Consider the following 16,286-nt stretch of genomic DNA (forward strand, 5'->3'; position numbering starts at 1 on the left):
ATGAAATTGTACGTAAAGAATATGGTTTGTCCGCGCTGCATTACCGCTGTTGAAGGGGTTGTGAGAGATTCGGGTGAAGAATATAAATATGTAGTATTGGGTGAAATGGAGTTGAAGCAAAAGCCGAGTGCCGGCTCATTGACCTATATAAAAACAGAACTACAAGCGTTGGGTTTTGAACTATTGGATGACCAGAAAACACAGATTATTGAAAAAATAAAAACAGCTTTAATAGCTGTAGTACAAACAGGGCAAATTGCCGAACACTTCTCCATGAGTGAGCATTTAGCCGGTTTATTAAACAAAGAATACTCCAGTATATCTAAACTGTTTTCGCAGGTAGAAAGCATTACCATTGAACAATATTTTATTTTACAAAAAATTGAAAAAGTAAAAGAGTGGCTTATATATGATGAACTTTCTTTATCGGAAATAACTTTTAAACTGGGTTATAGCAGTGTGGGTTATTTAAGCAACCAGTTTAAAAAAGTAACGGGCTTAACACCATCTGCCTTTAAAACACACCACCAAGGTTTACGCAAAACCATTGACCATATTCACCACTAAAAACATATAACTACAAACATTACCCATAAATACGTAACATTATAAATAGGGAACGAATCAATCTTTGCATACCAAAATAAAAAGAAATGAACACCCAAAATATAACTTACGAATTACCTCTTATAAACGTGCACAGTGAACATTGTGCATTAATAATAGACAAAGAACTTGGTACTATTGAAGGCATTACTTCACACCATGTAGAACTTAACAATGAAAAAGCTTTTATAGCAATAGCCAATAACCAAACTCATTTAATAAGTGATGCGGTAACCCATATACGCGACATAGGCTACCAAGTAGCTACCGAGCAAAAACAATTTCCGGTAACGGGCATGACTTGTGCCTCTTGCGCTTCGAGTGTAGAAAGTATTTTACAACATACCCCGGGTACCATACAAGCCGCTGTTAACTTTGCTAACCAAACGGTACAACTGGAATATGTACCCACTATTACCAATCCCGATTTATTAAAAGCGGCTATACAAGCCATTGGGTATGATTTAATAATTACAGATAGTGAAGATAGTAAACAAGCGGTAGCCGAACTTCATAACAACAACTTAAACAAACTCAAAACAAAAACCATTTGGACCATTATTTTAAGTATCCCTTTGGTAACTATTGGTATGTTTTTGATGGATATTCCTTATGCCAATTACATCATGTGGTTATTGAGTACTCCGGTTGTATTATGGTTTGGTCGCTCCTTTTTTATCAATGCATGGAAACAAGCCAAACACCGCAATGCCAATATGGACACACTGGTGGCTTTAAGTACAGGTATAGCTTATGTGTTTAGTATTTTCAATACACTATATCCTTCGTTTTGGCACGAACGTGGATTACACGGACACGTATATTTTGAAGCATCGGCTGTGGTCATTGCTTTTATTTTACTAGGAAAATTACTGGAAGAAAAAGCCAAAGCCAATACCTCATCAGCCATTAAAAAACTAATGGGCTTACAACCTTCCACTGTTACCGTGGTACATGGTGACCATACCATGGAAATACCCATAGCCCAGGTAAAAGTAAACGATGTATTAATGGTTAAGCCTGGCGATAAAGTGCCAGTAGATGGCTTGGTAAAAGCAGGCAGCAGTTATGTAGATGAAAGCATGATTACGGGTGAACCCATTGCGGTAGCCAAACAAATAAATGATACCGTATTTGCGGGGACCATTAACCAAAAAGGAAGCTTTCAAATAACAGCCGGTAAAGTAGGCAGCGACACTTTATTGGCTAGCATTATACGCATGGTGGAGAAAGCACAGGGAAGTAAAGCACCTGTACAAAAACTGGTCGATAAAATTGCAGGTATATTTGTTCCTATAGTCATTATAATAGCCTTACTTACTTTTTTGACTTGGTGCTTATTGGGTGGCGAAAATGGTGTAACACAAGGTTTATTGGCTATGGTAACCGTATTGGTTATTGCATGCCCTTGTGCTTTGGGTTTGGCTACACCCACAGCTATTATGGTAGGTGTAGGTAAAGGTGCCGAAAATGGTATACTAATAAGAGATGCCGAAAGTTTAGAACTGGCACATCAAGTAAACGCCATAGTATTAGATAAAACAGGAACCATTACCGAAGGTAAACCAAGCGTTGTGGAGATGATTTGGTTAAACGATGCCGAAACAACCCAACATAAAAATATACTCTTTAGTATTGAGCAATCGTCTGAGCATCCTCTGGCAGAATCTATAGTTCAAAAATTAAACTCAGAAGCTATTTTCAGTAATTTAAGCCAAATAGAAAGTATAACAGGTAAAGGCATTGTGGCTTGTTTTAACAATACTAAATGGTGGGTTGGAAATGCCAAATTAATGTTTGATTATTCCTTATTGGCTCCTACTAATATACAGAAAAAAATTGACCTATTAACAGCGGCAGCCAATACGGTAGTTTACTTTGGTAATAGCGAAAAGCTATTGGCTATTATAGCCATTGCCGATAAAGTAAAGGCTAGCTCGAAAGAAGCCATCAGTATGCTTACTAAAATGAATATTGAAACATACATGCTTACTGGCGATAATCCGCAAACGGCTTCAGCAGTGGCCAAACAAGTTGGTTTAAAAAACTTTAAAGCGGAAACCATGCCTGCCGATAAAGCCTTATTTATAGAGCAATTGCAAAGCAAAGGAAAAATAGTAGCCATGGTGGGCGATGGTATAAACGATAGCCATGCGCTGGCACAAGCTAATGTAAGTATAGCCATGGGTAAAGGAAGCGATATTGCCATGGATGTAGCTAAAATGACTATTATAAGTAGTGATTTGACCAAAATACCTATTGCCATTAAGCTGAGCAAACAAACGGTTAAAACCATTCGACAAAACTTATTTTGGGCCTTTATTTATAACCTTATTGGCATACCATTGGCGGCTGGTATTCTTTACCCCGTAAATGGTTTTTTGTTAAACCCAATGATTGCAGGAGCAGCCATGGCTTTGAGCAGTGTTAGCGTAGTTAGCAATAGCCTTCGACTTAAATGGATTAAATAATAAAAGCAATTAATTACAAATCAAACCCCGAATTATATAACAGTTAAAACAAACAATTCAATCAATTTTGTAACGTTCAATTAAAAACAAAAAATGGAAAATCAAATATTCAATACCAACATCAATTGCAGCAGCTGTGTTGCTAAAGTAACTAATACCTTAAACCAAGTAGTTGGCGAGGGTAATTGGGAAGTAGACACTAACCAAGCTACAAAACCTTTAACCATTAAAAACAATAGTGTATCAAGCAACGAAATTATTGAATCAATTGAAAAAATTGGTTTCAAAGCAGTAGCACAATAATTTAGCATATACAACACATTGAAAAAAACAATTGCCATATTATTATTAGCCCTATATAGTTCAGCAACTATTGGGGCTAATATTAACTTACAGTTTTGTACTGATAAGTTAGTGTCGTGGAGTATATGGCAAACTCCAGAAAAAACTTGTACTAAGTGTGGGTTAAGCAATAAACAGCAAGACTGTTGCAAGCAAATACAAGGGCAACTTAAAATAACCCAAGCCCATACTCAAAATAATATAAGCGAAAAACAAGAGGCAAAAACTATTCATGCACACCTCATGCATGATGCTATTACTTGCTTGATCAGCGAGCATTTAATTAGCAACAACATAAATAAACCAATACCACTACTACCCTATAGCAAATCCAAGTATAGAACACATATACACTTGCGTATTTTATTAATTTAAATGTTGATTAACAAATTCCGCTGTGCGTTTATCGCCATATAAAATTTAAATAAATCAATACAACATTTAAACAACAAATACCATGAAAACCATATTATCAATCATTATTATTGGCATGCTTTCTATTACAGCATGCAATGCCAGCATTAAAAATGTAAGTACCCAAAATGTAAAAGTATATGGCAACTGCGATATTTGCAAAGCCAATATAGAAAAGGCTGGTAGTAGCAACAACAGCTATAAAACCATTTGGAACAAAGACAGTAAAATAGCCGCCATTACTTTTGATAAAGAAAAAACAAACCTACAAGAAGTATTAAAACAAATAGCTTTGGCTGGTTACGACAATGAGCAATATTTGGCTCCTACGGAATCGTACAATAAACTATTAGCCTGTTGCCAATATGATAGAGCAAAAAAACAAAATGCTTCATTACCTATAACAAATAACAACACAAGCAATACCGTAACCAATGAAACAGCTGTTGTTACCAATACAAATCAATTAACGGCTGTGTTCGATCATTACTTTTTATTGAAAGATGCTTTGGTGCAATCAAACAGCAAGGAAGCCAGTAACAAAGCTTTAAACTTAGAAAAATCTTTGCAAGCCATTAAAATGGAACAACTCACAAGCAAAGAACATGTAGTTTGGATGAAAATAGAAAAAGATTTAAAAAGTATTACTCAAAATATAGCAAAGGCTAATACCATTGCAAAACAACGTAATTTCTTTATAGCACTTTCAAAAAATATGTACGAGTTATTAAAGGTAAGTAGTACAGAACAAACTATTTATTACCAACATTGTCCAATGGCCAATAATGGCAAAGGAGCTAATTGGTTAAGTAAAGAAAACACCATTAAAAATCCTTACTACGGCTCACAAATGCTTTCGTGTGGAAGTACCGTAGAAACCATTAAACCATAAGTTAGCATTACCTTAAATTTTATTGCAACCTATCAACCCTTATAATTAAAGAGTTGATAGGCCTTGCCTCCATTTTACAGACCTTAAGGTAATTTTTATTAGTACCCTTTAATTAAAACTATTCATGATTTTTAATAAAATAAAATTAAAACAACTGCTGTTGGTAAGTCTGCTGTTTTGTTTCACTACACCCATAGCATTTACACAACCCATTGTAACTTATCATTTGTATGTAACCGATACAGTAGTTAACTATGCCAACAAACCTGTAAAAGCATATGCTGTAAATGGCCAAATACCAATGCCTCAATTAAACTTTACCGAAGGCGATAGTGCAGTAATTTATGTCCACAATCAATTAAAAGAAGAAACATCTATCCATTGGCACGGGCTTATATTGCCTAATCAATACGATGGTGTTCCATACTTAACAACCCAACCTATACCCGCAGGAAAAACCCATCTTTATGCTTTTAAATTGTTACAAAGTGGTACTTACTGGTACCATAGTCATACCAAATTGCAAGAACAAAATGGCATGTATGGAGCCTTTATAATTCGAAAAAAAGAACACGATACTACTTTTAGAGCTATTGATAAACTACCCGACTACACCTTGGTATTAAGCGACTGGACCAACGAAAAACCTTTTGAAGTACATAGAAAATTACACAATGCCACTGATTGGTATGCCATAAAAAAAGGCTCTACACAAAGTTACTCCGAAGCCATACAAGCCAAACATTTTACAACCAAAATAACCAATGAATGGAAACGTATGTTAGCCATGGATGTAAGTGATGTGTATTACGATAGATTTTTAAGCAATGGACAGGTAAATGATGAAGTAAAACATTTTAAAGCGGGCGATAAAATACGTTTACGCATTATCAATGGTTCTTCCTCTACCTATTTCTGGTTAAAATATGCAGGTGGTAAAATGGATGTAGTAGCTAACGATGGAATGGACGTACAACCCGTTACAGTGGATAGAATGATTATAGCCGTAGCCGAAACGTATGATGTAGTTGTAACTATTCCTGATGATAGCACCGCTTACGAATTTTTAGCTACTTCGGAAGACAGGATTAAATCCACTTCGTTATGGATAGGTAACGGTATAAAACAATTGGCAAACCCACTTCCCAAACTAAAATATTTTGATGGCATGAAAATGATGAACGACATGATGAAAATGAATGGTCGCTTAGACGATATGGGCATGCACATGAGTTTACAACAAATGGATATGAATGTAGTCATGTACCCGGAAATTACAGGTGTAAGTAATAACAAAGATGACCAATACAATAGCAATAAATTATCAGATATAGTTACGCTGAACTATGCCATGCTCAAATCGCCATACAAAACCAATTTACCCAAAGCCACTTATAGAGAGTTTAAGTTTGAACTATCAGGCAACATGAACAGATATGTATGGAGCATTGATAACAAAACCGTTTCAGAAACCGATAAAATACTGATTAAAAAAGGAGAAAACATACGGATTATATTATACAATGGTTCCATGATGAGGCACCCTATGCACTTACATGGTCATTTCTTCAGGCTGCTCAATGGACAAGGTGATTATGCACCTTTAAAAAATGTATTGGATATATTCCCAATGGAAACAGATACTATTGAATTTGCCGCAACTGAAACCAACGACTGGTTTTTCCATTGCCATATTTTATACCACATGATGAGTGGTATGGGGCGCATATTCAGTTATGAAAACTCCCCTGCCAATCCTGAAATACCAAACCCTAAAGCGGCTTTTAAAAAACTGTATGCCGATGACCGCGAATACCATTTTATGATACAAAATGACTTTGCCAGCAATGGCAATGATGGAGAAGCCATGTACCAAAATACCCGTTGGAATTTCCAGGCGGAATGGCGTTTAGGTTATAATGACGACCATGGTTATGAAGTAGAAACTCATTTTGGTAGATATATCGGACGTATGCAATGGTTATTTCCTTATGTAGGTATTGACTGGCGTTATAGAAAAATGCATGAGGCAGGAGAAAAGAATATTTTCGGGCAAGAAAGCACCAAGGATAAAAGAGCTGTTATTTGTTTGGGTATTGAATACACCTTGCCCATGCTGTTAAAAGCCGATGCAAGAATAGACGCTGAAGGTAAATTGCGTTTGCAACTCATGCGGGAAGATATTCCCATTAGCAAACGTTTACGTTTTGGTTTTATGACTAATTCAGACCTAGAATACATGACCTCCTTACGCTATATAGTAACAAAAAATGCAGGCATTTCAACCCATTACGATAGCGATATGGGCCTTGGTATTGGCGTAATGCTAAACTATTAAATAACAAACCCCTTATTATTACTGAAAAGTATATAATAAGGGGCTTTTGCTTTATCTCTATACTTAATTTTTAAGTTTAGCTTCGAATGTTTTATTCGAAATGTCCTTAATTAAAATATCTAGTTCATTAGCTGAACTAAGTAAATAAGTCATCATTTCCTCTTTCTCCGCATCATTTAAACTATGGTTTTGAATTACGTCTATTAAACCCATCATTCTGGCCAAAGGAGCCCTCACCAAATGCGATTGCATCCATGCTATTTCGTTTAATATTTTATTCTGTTCTTCAATAGCTTTAATGTAATTAGCCTTTTCAGTAATATCATTTATTACAATTATTTCTGCTTTTTTACCATTAAAATTAATAATATTTCCACGTAGCTCTACCTGAATACATTCTCCATTTTTTTTAGTATGTCTGTAGTTACCTACGGTAATCCCTCCCTCTTGTTTATCCTTTATTTTTTCAACGGCCTCATCAACAATAGGTATATCCTCCAGAGGTCTAATATCTCTAATCGTTTTACTTAAAAATTCTTCTTTGCTATATCCATAATGATTGACGGCTGCTTCGTTTACATCTAAAAAACAAAGTGTTTCCAAATCAAATACCCACATAGGTTGTGGACTTAATTGAAACAAGTCACTATACCGTTTTTCCGATTCATATAATTTTAAATTGGTTTTTGCTCTTTCAATATTATAAACAATACTTTTATACAATGAAGTTGTATTAATATCTTCCTTTAACAAATAATCAGAAATACCTAACGACATAGATCTGATACTAAATTCAATATCAGTATATCCGGTTAAAGCTATAATAGGGCAGTCTAATTTAAGTGAAACTATTTCTAATATCAATTGCTCTCCACTACTATCAGGCAGTGAAAGATCAAGCAAAATAATATCAAACTTAAATTTATTATTCAGTGTTAACTGTTTAGCTTCTTTAAAATTTTTTGCATGTATAATATTTGGAGCAATTATCTGTTCCTTAATGTAATCCTCTATTAAAACAAAGTCACCTAAATTATCTTCAACAACTAAAATATTATATTTTTTTTTGTCCATTTCAATTGTCCATTTCAATCTATTTAGTTTTTGTTCTTAGGCAACTTAACAATATTTATCCAAAAATCTTCAATTTTAGCTACTGCATCCATAAATTCATTCACTTCCACTGGTTTTGTAATAAAACAATTGGCGTAATTTTTATACGATTGCATAATATCATTCTCAGAAGAAGAGGTGGTAAGCATAATAACCGGAATTTGTTTTAACTCTTCCAGTGATTTAATATGTTGCAATACTTCATACCCATTTTTTTTAGGTAAATTAACATCTAACAATACCAAATCGGGCGTATCAGCCTCTTTATATTTACCCTCTTTACTAACAAAATCAATAGCCTCCTTCCCATCCCTTACCACACTAATTTTATTAACAATTTTCCCTTCCTCTAAAGCCTCGGTAGTTAATAGTATATCACCATCATTATCCTCTACCAAAAGAATATGTATTGTTTTCATAGGCATTAATTTTTTATGATTGTAAAATAAAAAGTACTTCCTTTTCCCTCTTCCGACTCTACCCAAATTTTTCCACCTAAATTTTCAATTATTTTTTTTGTAATGGCCAAACCCATACCTGTACCCGAGTATTCTTGCTTGTGGTGTAAGCGTTGAAAAATAATAAATATTTTATCGAAATATAATGCATCTATCCCTATTCCATTGTCGGCCACAGAAAACTCCCAATGGGTATCTAACTCCTTAGCTGATATAGATATGTTAGGGCTAATACCTGCTTGCTGGTATTTTAAACTATTACCAATTAAATTTTGAAATATTTGTCGTAATGGAGAAGTAAATGATAACACGGTAGGCATTTCGTCAATACATATTACAGCCTGTTTTTCTTCTATTTTTTTATAAAACAAACTCAATACCTCTTTCAATAATTCATTGATATCTAAAGGCTCCAATTTATCTTCCATTTTTCCTAATTTAGAATACTCCAATAAATCAAGTATAATTTGGCGCATACGCTTAGCCCCATCTACAGCAAAATGAATATACTGCTTACCTTTATCATCAATAACATCAATATATTTTTTCTCTAACTGTGTTAAAAAACTTGTAACCATGCGCAATGGTTCTTGTAAATCATGCGAAGCCACATAAGCAAATTGCTCCAACTCCTGATTAGATATATATAACTCCTTAGCATGTTTTTCTAAGTCGTTATGTAACTCCATTAATTTTATCTCGGTATTTTTCCTTTCAGTTATGTCTTTAAAATAAACTGATAAACCATTAGCAGATGGATAAGCGCTCACTTCAAACCAACCACCTAAAACGGCTGATTGCGCTTCAAAATGCTTCGTTTCATTTTCAGCTATTGCTTTTCTATAGTTCTTAAAAAAAACACTTTGCTCAGCATCCTTAAATACTTCCCATAAATTTTGTCCAAGCATTTCCTCTTTGGTTTTACCTAAAAACTTTTCAGCTTTATTGTTCCAATATATAACTGTACCCAACGCATCAATTGCAAAAAACGCATCATAAATACTTTCTAAAATAGTGTTTCTTTCGTAATAAGAAGCTTGAAGCGATTGTTCCACCAATTTACTTGCCGTAATATCACGTTCTATAGCTATCCAATGCGTATACCAACCTTTTTCATCGGCCACAGGGCTAACAGTAAAGTTAATCCAAAACTCTTCCCCGTTTTTTTTATAGTTAATGGTAGTTATCTCACACGACTCCCATTTATGCATAGCCTGCCTTAATTTTTTTAGTTCTAATCTATTTGTTTTAGGCCCCTGCAAAATACGTGGTGTTTTACCAATTACTTCCTCCGCCTTATAACCCGTCATTTTAGTAAACGCCTCATTTACATAAATTATTCGAGGTCCGGGATGATTAAAGGGTTCTGCCTCAGTAATCAAAATAGAATCGTTGGTATTGGTAATTACTGATTCTAATAATTTTAATCGTTCTTCTTCAGCTTTTTGTTTGGTAATATCCTGTATAGCCCCTACCATTCTCACCGCTTTACCTTGTTTGTTTCTTATTATAAATCCTCTATTTACAATAAATGCATAAATACCATCAACCTTTTTAAACCTGAACTCGGCCATCCAGTTTGATTCTTTACCGTCAATTGCCTGCCTAAAACTATCTACTATTCTCTTATAGTCATCCGAATGTATCTTTTCTATCCATGAGCTGCTATCCGTTTTTGTGTCTTTTAAATCGTACCCGAAAATAATATTAAATCCATCTCCCCAAAAAATAGTATCCGAAACAAAATCCCAATCCCATATAGCATCAAAGGTAGCTTTGGTAGCATATGCATACCTTTGGTTACTCTCTTGTAGTGATATGGATAATAGCTTTTCAACCGTAATATCCTGCACGGTTCCTTCATACAAAAGAGCTTTACCTGTTTCATCCTTAAATAAATTTCCTTTTACATGTACCCATTTAGTAGAACCATCAGGTAAAACTATTCTATGTTCTAAATCGTGCTCTTTTTCTCCTCTAAAAAAAGCATCATGTTCCTCTTTATATAAATCCTTATCCTCTTCATGAATCGTTTCGAAAAATGAATCATAGCTTAAATCAAAATTTTTCTTATCAAGCCCCCAAATATTATACACCTCATTTGACCAATACAAATTTTGCCTATCAAGTTGAATTTGCCAATAACCTAGTTTAGCTATCTTTTGTGCATTTAACAACTTTATTTCATTGTTGCGAAGTTTTCTTAAGGCATCCTCTCTTGCTGTTACATCATTGCATACTATTAATACACAATCTTTATTTTGATAGTTTATCTTATTACCAAATAACTCTACTTTAATAATGGTTTTATCTTTTTTGGTGTGGTTAACAATACCCAATTGAATAACTCCATTTTGTTCTTTATTCTCCATGAAGCTATTGTTAACTTCTCCAATATCATTCATGGTCATATTCAAAAACTCTTCTTTGGTATAGCCATAATGGCTCATTGCCATTTCATTTACTTCAATAATTTTATATGTTTCACAATCACAAATCCACTTAGGCAATGGGCTGTTATAGAATACCAATTTGTATTTTTCTTCTGAATTTTTCAGCTCATCTAAAGCTATTTTCTTTTCTGTAATATCTGCAACCGAAACAAAAACACCAACTATTTCATTTAGCTTATTTAATGCCGGTTTATAAATAATATTAAATGTTTTTTGTATATTTTGTGCTACAGGAATAGTCAATTCTGATTCTTCCTGCTCTCCTTTTAAAACCCTTTGATAAATTTCATTTACCAGAGTTCTTCTTTCAGGTAAAGCATAATTCAATATTGGCTCTCCCTTTTTCACATCCAATCCAAAGTAATTTTTATACAAATGCAAAAATTGTTTATTGAATGAAACAATTTCCAAGTCTTTATTCAATAAAATAAACGATTCCTCCGTATTATCCATTAAAAGAGTTACTTCAAACTCTTGTTCTTTTTTATCTGTTATATCTTGAAAAACCCCAAACAACTTTATAGGGATACCTTGCTCATCTTTTATTAAACTAGCCTTTGAAATTATATTCCTTACTTCACCATTGGCCAGCACAAAACGTTTTTCTATTTTATATTCATTACCCGTTTTAATGGTTTCTTGTATTTCATTAATAGCTCTTTCTCTATCATCCGGATGAATAATGCTTAATCCTTTTTCAAAAGTAACTTCAAATGATTGTGGCTCATAACCACAAATTAAATAAACACCATCTGACCATGTTAATTTATTAGTAACCAAATCAAGTTCCCAGGTACCCAATTTTGAAATAATCTCCGCTTTGTTCAATAAGGTTTTTACCTTTTCATTTTCCTCATTTATAATTAGTAATTGGTTGGTAATTTCCGTAACATTTATAAGCGTATGTACAATATACTCAATGGAACCATCCGATTTGAGAACCGGAGTGTTTTCTATTTGAAAACTTTGTGTTTTTTTATTTTTTAAGCTATTACCTGTAATGTATTGAAATGCGTCTGTTTTATTTGGTTTTAGTGTAGTTACAACTCTTTGCAATGAGTCAGAAAGAGCATTAACAAACATTACATTATTTGTATTCTTAGATAAGGTTTCTAGAAATCCTTTTTCAATTAAATCCTTTTTCTTAGTGTTGGTAATTTTTAAATAAGCATTACTTACTTCAATTACTTTAAAAGTGTTTGCAAAAGGAGCAATAATCAAATATGGCGTTGACAATATTTTTAATATTTGTAACATACATTTGTTATTAGATATATGTAAATATAAATTAAATCCCAAAACTAAAAAATTTAATTTCCTCTAGTTTATTTAACTGTTTTTACCTGTCTATACTCGTTTTAATAAGGTATCAATAGCTCTTTAAATTGATTGAACAATATTTCTTTGGTTATATATTACTTATTTAAAAATCTGCTTTTTTTCCTTTTATTTGAATATATAAAATTAAAAAAACAATATGGGTTTAGCTTCAGAATTTAGAGAATTTGCCATGAAAGGCAGTGTAATAGACTTAGCAGTGGGTGTTGTAATAGGTGCTGCGTTTGGTAAAATAGTTGATTCTATGGTAAATGATATTATTATGCCAGTAGTAGGCATCGTATCAGGAGGAAAGAGTTTTGTAGATAAATTTTTTGCCATTGATGGCGGCAACTATAAAACCTTGGAAGAAGCCAGAAAAGCAGGAGGAGCAGTAATAGCTTATGGCAATTTTATCCAAACTACTTTAAACTTTTTAATTATTGCGTTTGTACTGTTTATGGTTATAAAAGCCATGAATAATATTAAACGTATAGAAGAGTTAAAAGAGGAAATTTTAGCTAAAAAATTAAACAAATAGCATAAATATTATATTTACTATGAAAAAAATAGTTTTAATTTTAATCTTACTTCCAATGCTATCAAAGGCACAAAACACATTAACAAATGGTTTAATTGCCTATTACAAATTTGATGGTAATCTGGCCGATTCAAGTGGAAACAATAACCACGGAACCAACTTTGGTTCTCAGTTTACAACAGACAAAAATAATATAAGTTCCAAAGCTGTTAACTTTAATGGTACCAGTGCTTACATCAATGTACCTGCATCTACTAGTCTTAACTCTGTACAAAATGAATTATCTATTTCTGCCTGGGTTAATGTAACAGATTGGTATCATTGGGCAGAATTTTCATATGCGGCTTTACTTTGTAAATCAAATACAAGTTCTTCTACTCAATACAGATTCTCTTTATTAAACAATGCTTTTGACGTTATTTCAAATCAAAAAAAATTCTATAAATTAATCCCTACTTCATTCGATACTGGAACATGGTATCATGTAGCCATTGCAAAAAAAGCCGATAGTTGTATACTTTACGTAAATGGTAATGTTATGCAAACTGCCGTTACTGAAGGCACATTCCCATCAGACTCAACAAAACCTTTAGAAATAGGCAGAGATTATGCCGGCAGTATGGAATATTATAATGGTAAAATGGATGAATTACGTATTTATAACAGGGCATTAACAAGTGTAGAAGTGACAGCTATTTATAACAATGTAAATACTTCTATTCATAATGCTAAAGTTACACCTATATCGAATTTAGTTATATACCCTAATCCATCTAATGGCATTTTTCATTTAAATGTATCAGCTTTAAATGTTCAAAAAATAGAAGTCTTTAATCATATCGGGCAAATGGTATTCAGTAGTAATCAAGCATTGAATGAAATCAACTTAAGCTATTTAAATAAAGGTGTTTACTTTGTTAAAGTTACCGATTCAAAAGAATCTATTTTTAAATCACAATTAGTTATTGAATAAATTTAATCAATTTCAATAAGCACAAAAAAAGCCAATCAGATTTGATTGGCTTTTTTATTTATATCAATTTACTTCCGTTTGGAGTCGGTTTATCAACTGCAGTAATTATAATATGTCCGTTTTCATCAGCAAAGCCAGTTAAAAGGAACTCACTGATAAAATTGGCTATTTGCTTGGGTTCAAAATTGATTACCCCTACTATTTGCTTGCCCAATAAATCCTGCTTGGTATAATGAAATGTTACTTGAGCCGATGTTTTCTTAACACCAATTTTCTCCCCAAAATCAACCCATATTTTATAGGCTGGTTTCTTCGCTTCAGGAAAGTCCTCTACTTGTATAATAGTGCCTACATGTAAAGCTACCTTTTCAAAATCAGTCCAGGTAATGGTATTCATTTAGTTAATCATATCAAAGCCTGTATAAGGAACCAATGCCTTAGGTATTTTTATACCTTCTGGTGTTTGGTGGTTTTCCAGTAAAGTAGCAACTATACGAGGTAATGCCAAAGCACTTCCGTTTAAAGTATGTACCAAATGGTTTTTACCATCAGCACCTTTGTAACGACATTTCATTCTGTTTGATTGGAATGTTTCAAAGCATGAGGTACTGCTTACTTCTAACCATCTGTCTTGGGCAGCACTGTATGTTTCAAAATCGTAAGTAATGGCTGCAGCAAAGCCCATATCGCCACCACATAAACAAAGTATACGGTATGGTAATTCTAATTTTTCTAAAAGTCCTTGTACATGCATAACCATTTCGTCTAAAATAGCAGCCGATTGATTAGGATGGGCTATTTGTACAATTTCTACTTTATCAAACTGGTGTAAACGATTTAAACCACGTACGTGTGCGCCATAACTTCCGGCCTCACGTCTGAAACAAGGCGTATAACCTACGTTTTTAATAGGCAATTCTTCTTCCTTTAAAATTACATCACGGTATAAATTGGTTATAGGCACTTCAGCCGTTGGTATTAAATATAAATCGTCCACTGTTACATGGTACATTTGTCCTTCCTTATCAGGCAACTGGCCTGTACCAAAACCACTCTCTGCATTAATCATCAAAGGAGGCATTATTTCATGGTAACCAGCTTTAGTAGCTTCATCTAAAAAGAAATTAATCAACGCACGTTGCAAACGGGCACCTTTGCCTTTATACACAGGAAAACCCGCACCGGTAATTTTATTACCCAATTCAAAGTCAATTAAATTGTACTTAGCCGCTAACTCCCAATGAGGCATAGCACCTTCGTGCAATACAGGTTTTTCGCCTTTGGTTAATACATTTACATTCTCTTCAGGTGTTTTACCTTCAGGTACTACACTGGTAGGTAAATTAGGGAAAGTAACCAACACATTAAATATTTCCTCTTCTAATTGTTTTAAACGCTCTTCTAATTGTTTAGCGCTTTCCTTCAATTCGGAAGTACGTGTTTTGATGGATTCAGCTTCGGCTTTGTTACCTGCTTTCATTAACTCACCAATTTTTTTAGCTAATTGGTTGGATTCTGCAGCATTGTTCTCCGCTTCTACTTGCGCTTTGCGTTTGTCTTCATCTAAACGCAACAATTCATCAACAGCAGCTATGTTTTTAAACTGCTTTTTAGCTAAACCAGCCTTAACTGCTTCAGCATTTTCACGTATATAATTTATTTGTAACATGTTTATTTTTTAAGGATGGCAAAGATGCTTATTTTGATTGTAAATTAAAAGGATTTGCAAGCAATGCCATTTTTTGAAAACTAATTATCCATAAAAAAATCCGTTGGGTTGCAACGGATTTTTTATCAATTGATAAAACAATGGTGCTTATCCTTCAATAATTACCACTTTATCCATTACGTCACCTTGACGAATTTGATCAATTACTTCTACACCGGATACTACTTTACCAAAACAAGTATGGTTTCTGTCTAAATGGGCTGTATTGTCGCGGCTATGGCATATAAAAAATTGCGAACCACCTGTATTTCTTCCGGCATGAGCCATTGATAATACACCTTTATCATGGTATTGGTTATTACCTGTTAACTCACAATCAATTTTGTAACCTGGTCCACCAGCCCCTGTTCCTGTTGGGTCGCCACCTTGTATCACAAAATTAGGAATTACCCTATGAAAGGTTACTCCGTTGTAAAATCCACTTTCAGCTAACTTAACAAAATTGGCTACTGTGTTTGGTGCATCTTGTTCGTAGAACTCAATTGTCATGACACCTTTTGCGGTATGTATTTCTGCTTTTTTCATATATTTCTTGCTTCTGGCTGTCGGCTTCTGGCCTCTAGCTATATTAATTGTATTGATTATTTATTAGTTTTCTTATCAAATGCCTGCGGCTAGTTGCCAGTCGCCAGCAGCGGC

The 16,286-nt window shown here is 33.8% G+C and carries 14 protein-coding genes; 8 read left to right on the top strand and 6 right to left on the bottom strand.

The features are described 5' to 3' along the window. The 6 genes from V4538_02615 to V4538_02640 all read left to right on the top strand — a co-directional run bounded on the left by V4538_02615 (window position 1) and on the right by V4538_02640 (window position 7,063). Entirely contained in the window at window positions 1-567 is a 567-nt protein-coding gene (locus tag V4538_02615) for a helix-turn-helix transcriptional regulator (GenBank protein ID MES2379905.1), read from the top strand. An 86-nt stretch (window positions 568-653) separates the two neighbouring features. Further along, window positions 654-3,077, top strand: coding sequence for a heavy metal translocating P-type ATPase (locus V4538_02620; GenBank protein MES2379906.1), 2,424 nt, complete (start codon window positions 654-656; stop codon window positions 3,075-3,077). 93 nt (window positions 3,078-3,170) lie between these two features. Then, window positions 3,171-3,380: a heavy-metal-associated domain-containing protein gene (locus V4538_02625; GenBank protein ID MES2379907.1), complete on the top strand. Its 210-nt coding sequence runs from the start codon at window positions 3,171-3,173 to the stop codon at window positions 3,378-3,380. 18 nt (window positions 3,381-3,398) lie between these two features. Then, entirely contained in the window at window positions 3,399-3,794 is a 396-nt protein-coding gene (locus V4538_02630) for a hypothetical protein (GenBank protein MES2379908.1), read from the top strand. Window positions 3,795-3,876: 82 nt separating this feature from the next. Then, entirely contained in the window at window positions 3,877-4,725 is an 849-nt protein-coding gene (locus V4538_02635) for a DUF3347 domain-containing protein (protein ID MES2379909.1), read from the top strand. A gap of 124 nt (window positions 4,726-4,849) precedes the next feature. After that, entirely contained in the window at window positions 4,850-7,063 is a 2,214-nt protein-coding gene (locus V4538_02640; protein MES2379910.1) for a multicopper oxidase domain-containing protein, read from the top strand. Between the two features lie 63 nt (window positions 7,064-7,126). Here V4538_02640 and V4538_02645 read toward each other — a convergent pair whose 3' ends face one another. From V4538_02645 to V4538_02655, 3 genes are read right to left on the bottom strand one after another with little or no spacing between them, the layout of a single operon-like run. Further along, on the bottom strand, window positions 7,127-8,155 hold the full coding sequence (locus tag V4538_02645; GenBank protein MES2379911.1) for a PAS domain S-box protein: 1,029 nt from the start codon (window positions 8,153-8,155) through the stop codon (window positions 7,127-7,129). Between the two features lie 5 nt (window positions 8,156-8,160). Next, window positions 8,161-8,595 (bottom strand): response regulator, encoded by a 435-nt coding sequence (locus tag V4538_02650; GenBank protein ID MES2379912.1) that lies wholly within the window; start codon window positions 8,593-8,595, stop codon window positions 8,161-8,163. Window positions 8,596-8,600: 5 nt separating this feature from the next. Next, a complete protein-coding gene (locus V4538_02655; GenBank protein ID MES2379913.1) occupies window positions 8,601-12,344 on the bottom strand; it encodes a PAS domain S-box protein in 3,744 nt (1,247 codons plus the stop codon). 220 nt (window positions 12,345-12,564) lie between these two features. Here V4538_02655 and mscL point away from each other — a divergent pair, with 220 nt between their 5' ends. Beyond that, window positions 12,565-12,945 carry a large conductance mechanosensitive channel protein MscL gene (gene mscL, locus V4538_02660; GenBank protein MES2379914.1) on the top strand — a complete coding sequence of 127 codons (381 nt, stop codon included), beginning with the start codon at window positions 12,565-12,567 and terminating at the stop codon, window positions 12,943-12,945. A gap of 19 nt (window positions 12,946-12,964) precedes the next feature. Continuing rightward, window positions 12,965-13,918, top strand: a complete 954-nt coding sequence (locus V4538_02665) for a LamG-like jellyroll fold domain-containing protein (GenBank protein ID MES2379915.1) — start codon at window positions 12,965-12,967, stop codon at window positions 13,916-13,918. Window positions 13,919-13,976: 58 nt separating this feature from the next. Here the strand turns inward: V4538_02665 and V4538_02670 are convergent, their stop codons facing one another. The 3 genes from V4538_02670 to V4538_02680 form a co-directional block, all read right to left on the bottom strand. Beyond that, the gene (locus tag V4538_02670) at window positions 13,977-14,315 is read right to left on the bottom strand and encodes a tRNA-binding protein (protein MES2379916.1); all 339 of its coding nucleotides are present in this window, start codon (window positions 14,313-14,315) and stop codon (window positions 13,977-13,979) included. After that, a complete protein-coding gene (serS, locus tag V4538_02675) occupies window positions 14,316-15,587 on the bottom strand; it encodes a serine--tRNA ligase (protein ID MES2379917.1) in 1,272 nt (423 codons plus the stop codon). 147 nt (window positions 15,588-15,734) lie between these two features. Next, on the bottom strand, window positions 15,735-16,172 hold the full coding sequence (locus V4538_02680) for a peptidylprolyl isomerase (protein MES2379918.1): 438 nt from the start codon (window positions 16,170-16,172) through the stop codon (window positions 15,735-15,737). Between the last annotated feature and the right edge of the window lie 114 nt (window positions 16,173-16,286).

The organism is Bacteroidota bacterium, from assembly GCA_040388375.1.
Lineage (GTDB): Bacteria > Bacteroidota > Bacteroidia > UKL13-3 > UKL13-3 > JAAFJM01.

Bases quoted from the DNA above. Each gene is read 5' to 3' on its own strand.
- V4538_02620 (MES2379906.1), top strand. From the start codon at position 654: ATGAACACCCAAAATATAACTTACGAATTACCTCTTATAAACGTGCAC.
- serS (MES2379917.1), bottom strand. From the start codon at position 15,587: ATGTTACAAATAAATTATATACGTGAAAATGCTGAAGCAGTTAAGGCT.
- V4538_02680 (MES2379918.1), bottom strand. From the start codon at position 16,172: ATGAAAAAAGCAGAAATACATACCGCAAAAGGTGTCATGACAATTGAG.
- V4538_02640 (MES2379910.1), top strand. From the start codon at position 4,850: ATGATTTTTAATAAAATAAAATTAAAACAACTGCTGTTGGTAAGTCTG.
- V4538_02670 (MES2379916.1), bottom strand. From the start codon at position 14,315: ATGAATACCATTACCTGGACTGATTTTGAAAAGGTAGCTTTACATGTA.
- V4538_02625 (MES2379907.1), top strand. From the start codon at position 3,171: ATGGAAAATCAAATATTCAATACCAACATCAATTGCAGCAGCTGTGTT.
- V4538_02615 (MES2379905.1), top strand. From the start codon at position 1: ATGAAATTGTACGTAAAGAATATGGTTTGTCCGCGCTGCATTACCGCT.
- V4538_02650 (MES2379912.1), bottom strand. From the start codon at position 8,595: ATGAAAACAATACATATTCTTTTGGTAGAGGATAATGATGGTGATATA.
- V4538_02655 (MES2379913.1), bottom strand. From the start codon at position 12,344: ATGTTACAAATATTAAAAATATTGTCAACGCCATATTTGATTATTGCT.
- V4538_02635 (MES2379909.1), top strand. From the start codon at position 3,877: ATGAAAACCATATTATCAATCATTATTATTGGCATGCTTTCTATTACA.
- mscL (MES2379914.1), top strand. From the start codon at position 12,565: ATGGGTTTAGCTTCAGAATTTAGAGAATTTGCCATGAAAGGCAGTGTA.
- V4538_02665 (MES2379915.1), top strand. From the start codon at position 12,965: ATGAAAAAAATAGTTTTAATTTTAATCTTACTTCCAATGCTATCAAAG.